Annotated in this window: 5 protein-coding genes; 3 read left to right on the top strand and 2 right to left on the bottom strand. The window is 75.4% G+C overall.

What is annotated here, in order from left to right; translation table 11 throughout:
• Positions 1-7: 7 nt before the first annotated feature.
• Positions 8-868: a DUF3097 family protein gene (locus tag J1M41_RS02390; RefSeq protein ID WP_044659801.1), complete on the bottom strand. Its 861-nt coding sequence runs from the start codon at positions 866-868 to the stop codon at positions 8-10.
• A gap of 171 nt (positions 869-1039) precedes the next feature.
• Here J1M41_RS02390 and hrcA point away from each other — a divergent pair, with 171 nt between their 5' ends.
• The 3 genes from hrcA (at position 1040) to J1M41_RS02375 (ending at position 4020) form a co-directional block, all read left to right on the top strand.
• Complete coding sequence (hrcA, locus tag J1M41_RS02385) at positions 1040-2053, top strand: heat-inducible transcriptional repressor HrcA (RefSeq protein WP_206451070.1); 1014 nt, start codon at positions 1040-1042, stop codon at positions 2051-2053.
• A gap of 75 nt (positions 2054-2128) precedes the next feature.
• Positions 2129-3262: a molecular chaperone DnaJ gene (gene dnaJ / locus J1M41_RS02380; protein WP_036317203.1), complete on the top strand. Its 1134-nt coding sequence runs from the start codon at positions 2129-2131 to the stop codon at positions 3260-3262.
• Positions 3259-4020, top strand: coding sequence for a 16S rRNA (uracil(1498)-N(3))-methyltransferase (locus J1M41_RS02375; RefSeq protein ID WP_041103735.1), 762 nt, complete (start codon positions 3259-3261; stop codon positions 4018-4020). Before dnaJ ends, J1M41_RS02375 begins: the two co-directional genes overlap by 4 nt.
• A 26-nt stretch (positions 4021-4046) precedes the next feature.
• On the opposite strand, the gene J1M41_RS02370 is transcribed toward J1M41_RS02375, so the two are convergent.
• Positions 4047-4173, bottom strand: a 127-nt coding sequence (locus tag J1M41_RS02370) for an integrase core domain-containing protein (RefSeq protein ID WP_206451118.1), incomplete at its 5' end; no start/stop codon positions are given.

Raw genomic sequence — 4173 nt, 5'->3', positions numbered from 1 at the left:
GCCGAGATCAGTGCTCGGGTGCGGCGGTGAGGAAGTCGATGAGCTCCTCCACGCGGCCCAGCAGGGACGGCTCGAGGTCCGCGTACGTGGTGACGTGGGAGAGCAGCCGCTTCCACCCCAGCCCCGTGGCCTCCTTGCTCCCGTGCGGCCAGCCCAGTCCCCGCAGGATCCCCGTCTTCCAGTCCTGCCCCTTCGGCACGACGGGCCACGCGGGGATGCCGAGGACGGAGGGCTTGATGACCTGCCAGACGTCCACGTAGGGGTGACCGAGGATGAGCACGTTGCCCGCGGCCCCCGGCACGCGCATGGCCTCGGCCGCGAGGCGCTCCTCCTTGGACCCGGTGACGAGATGGTCCACGAGGATCCCGAGCCGGCGCCGCGGACCGGGGGCGAACGCACGGATCGCCCCGGCGAGGTCGTCCACGCCGTGCAGGGGCTCCACGACGATGCCCTCGAGGCGCAGGTCCTCGCCCCACACCTTCTCCACCAGCTCGGCGTCGTGCACGCCCTCCACCCAGATGCGAGAGGCGCGGGCGGTGCGGGCCCGCGCCCCCTCGACCCGTCGCGAGCCGGAGGCGGTGCGGGCCGGCGCCGCCGGGGCCGCGGCGGTCGGGGGGACCAGGGTCACGGGCTCGCCGTCGATCCAGAAGCCGCCGCCGAGGGGGAAGCCGCGGCGCACGCCGCGGCGGTCCTCCAGGACCACCACGTGCACGCCGCCGGAGCGCTCGATGCCGATCACGGCCCCGGTGAACCCGGAGGCCACGTCCTCGACCACCGTGCCGGGGGCGGCGGGCACATCGGGGACGGTCCGGGCGGGGCGGCGCGTCAGGTCGTCGTGGCCCGCGGGGCCCCAGCTGCTCCAGTCCATGGGAGAGCACGGTAGCAACGGGGCCGGGCGATCACCGTGAGCGAAGCCGTGCGGACCGGTCGGGTCGCCCCCCGGGGTCGGACGGTAGCATTGGCACTTGACCCGCCGGAGTGCCAGTCAGGGGCACCTCCGGGGTCGCCCCGGATCCCGACGGACCAGAGGAGGACCGAGATGTCGGAGCAGCCCCGCCGCCTGCAGGTGCTCCAGGCGATCGTGGAGGACTACGTGGCCCTGCACGAGCCCGTGGGCTCCAAGGCCCTCGTGGAACGGCACGCCCTGGGCGTGTCCTCCGCGACCGTGCGCAACGACATGGCGGCGCTCGAGGAGGAGGGCCTCATCGTGGCCCCGCACACCTCCGCCGGGCGCGTCCCCACGGACAAGGGCTACCGCGTGTTCGTCGACCGCCTCTCCGAGGTGAAGCCGCTGTCCCCGGCCGAGCGCCGGGCCGTGCGGACCCTGCTGGACCCGGAGACGGACACCGAGCACATGATGGAGTCCACGGTGCGCCTCCTGGCCCAGCTGACCCAGCAGGTCGCCGTCGCGCAGTTCCCCCACGAGGACGGCTCCACGATCCGCCACCTCGAACTGGTCTCCCTCGCGCCCACGCGCGTGCTCGTGGTCCTCATCCTGTCCACGGGGCGGGTGGACCAGCGGCACGCCGTGCTGGACCGTCCGGTCGACGAGGCGGAGCTGTCCGTGCTCCGCGGCCTCCTGCTGGACGCCCTGCTGGGGCTCGGTCCGGTGCAGGCGGCCACCGTGGTGGACGACGTCGTCACCCGGGTCCGCCCGGAGCACCGGCAGTCCGCCGCCCTCGTGGCCGCGGCCGTCCACGACCTGCTCGAGGCCGGCCGGCAGGACCGCATCGTCCTGGCCGGCACCGCCAACCTGGCCCGCTCCCCGGGGGACTTCGGCGCGTCCATCGGGCCGATCCTGGAGGCGCTCGAGGAGCAGGTGGTGCTGCTGCGCCTGCTCACGGAGATGGAGCAGGACGCCCACGGGGTGTCCGTGCGGATCGGCTCCGAGAACGCCGGATCGCTCGCGGACACCTCGGTGGTCGCGGCCGCCTACGGCCCCGGCGCCGTGGCGAAGGTCGGCGTCATCGGTCCGACCCGGATGGACTACCCGGGCACCATGGCCGCCGTCCGGGCGATCGCCCGCTATCTCTCCCGCATCCTGACCACCTGACGCGCCTCCACGCGTCCTGGCGGGCCCCGTCCCGCATCGCCCCACGTCCCGCTCTCCCCGAGAGGAATCCCCACCGTGACCGACCACTACGAGACGCTCGGCGTCAGCCGTGACGCCAGCACCGAGGAGATCCGCCGCGCCTACCGCAAGCTCGCGCGCACCCACCACCCGGACGTCAACCCCGACCCGGAGGCGGCCGAGCAGTTCAAGCGCATCTCCCACGCCTACGAGGTGCTCTCGGACGAGGGCCGGCGCCGGGCCTACGACACGACGGGCAACGAGAACGGCCAGGCCGGCTTCCCGGGCGGCTTCGGCGGGGCGGGCGGCTTCGGGGGCTTCGCCGACATCTTCGAGACCTTCATGAACGCCGCCGGCCAGGGCGGCCGCGGCGGCCCCGCCAGCCGCGCCCGCCGCGGCCAGGACGCCCTGGTGACCGCGCGGATCGACCTGCGCGACGCCGTCTTCGGCGGCGAGCAGACGATCGAGCTGGACACGGCCGTGCGCTGCGATCGGTGCGAGGGCTCGTGCTGCGAGCCCGGCACCCAGCCGGAGACCTGCCAGACCTGCCATGGCCACGGCATGATCCAGCGCCCCGTGCGGTCGCTGCTGGGCACCGTCATGGCCACCGAGGCCTGCCCCGCCTGCCAGGGGTTCGGCACCGTCATCCCGACGCCCTGCCACGAGTGCGACGGGCAGGGCCGCGTCCGCACCCGGACGCCGCTGACCCTGCGCATCCCCGCGGGCGTGGACGACGGCACCCGCATCCACCTCGCCGGCCGCGGCGAGGCCGGCCCGGGCGGCGGCCCGAACGGCGACCTCTACGTGGAGATCGCGGTCCGCCCGGACGAGACCTTCCGCCGCGAGGGCGACCACCTGGCCACCACCGTGACCGTCCCCATGGCCGCCGCGGCCCTGGGCACCACCGTCACGCTGGACACCCTGGACGGCAAGCAGTCCCTCAGCCTGGACCCGGGCGTGCAGTCCGGCCACGTCGAGGTCCTCCACGGCCTGGGCGTCGGTCGCCTGCGCGGGCAGGGCCGTGGCGACCTCAAGGTGGACGTGGTGGTCACCACGCCCACCGACCTGGACGACGAGCAGCGCCAGCTCCTGGAGCGCCTGGCCGAGGTGCGCGGCGAGGAGGTCGTGCACGGCGCACCCCAGGCCAAGGGCATGTTCGCCCGGCTGCGGGAGAACCTGAGGAACCTGTGACCGCCCCCCTGTTCCACCTCGAGCCGGGCGCCCTGGCCGGCGCGAGCGCGGGCGCGGAGGTCGTCTTCGACGGCGCCGAGGCCCGGCACGCCGCCGCGGCCATGCGCCTGGCCCCCGGGGAGGCCGTGCTCCTGGCCGACGGGTCGGGCACGCTCGGCCACGGCACCGTGCTCGCGGCCGCCCCGGACGCGGTGTCCGTGCGGCTGGACGCGGTGGCGGAGGAGCCGGCGCCCACCCCGGCGCTCGTGCTCGTCCAGGCCCTCGCCAAGGGCGACCGGGACCTCATGGCGGTCCAGGCCGCCGTCGAGCTCGGCGTGGACGCCGTGGTGCCCTGGGAGGCGGAGCGCTCGATCGTCCGCTGGAAGGGCCCCAAGGCCGCCAAGGCCCGCCAGAAGTGGGCGGACACGGCCCGCGCGGCCGCCAAGCAGGCGCGTCGCGCCCGGGTGCCCGCGGTCCGGGACCACGTCTCCGGGACGGCGGTCGCCGGGCTGGCCTGGGACGACGACGGCGGCCGGCTCGTCCTCGTACTGCACGAGGACGCGGAGCACGGGGTGTCCGCGGTGCCGGCGGAGCGACTCTCCGCGGCCGTCGAGATCGCCGTCGTCGTGGGCCCCGAGGGCGGGATCGGCCCGGCCGAGCTCGAGGCCTGCGTGGCCGCGGGGGCCGTGCCGGTGCGGCTCGGCCCGCACGTGCTGCGCGCCTCCACGGCCGGCCCCGCCGCCCTCGCCGTGCTCCAGCACCGGCTCGGCCGCTGGTGAGCCCCGGCAGGACGGCGCGCCGACGCCTAGACGTAGGAGGGCATGACGTTGTTGACTCGGGTCGGTGCCAGTGAGGCCGGAGGAGCGTCTCCGCAGGAGGTATGAGGCCGATGGTAGTTGTAGTGGTTCACCCACACCTGCAGGGCCTCACGC

The organism is Micrococcus sp. KRD096 (assembly GCF_017168495.1).
Taxonomy (GTDB): domain Bacteria; phylum Actinomycetota; class Actinomycetes; order Actinomycetales; family Micrococcaceae; genus Micrococcus; species Micrococcus luteus.
This window is presented reverse-complemented; position numbering and strand designations above follow the sequence as displayed.

Excerpts from the sequence above, each read along its gene's own strand:
- J1M41_RS02390 (WP_044659801.1), bottom strand. The coding sequence starts at position 868 with ATGGACTGGAGCAGCTGGGGCCCCGCGGGCCACGACGACCTGACGCGC.
- hrcA (WP_206451070.1), top strand. The coding sequence starts at position 1,040 with ATGTCGGAGCAGCCCCGCCGCCTGCAGGTGCTCCAGGCGATCGTGGAG.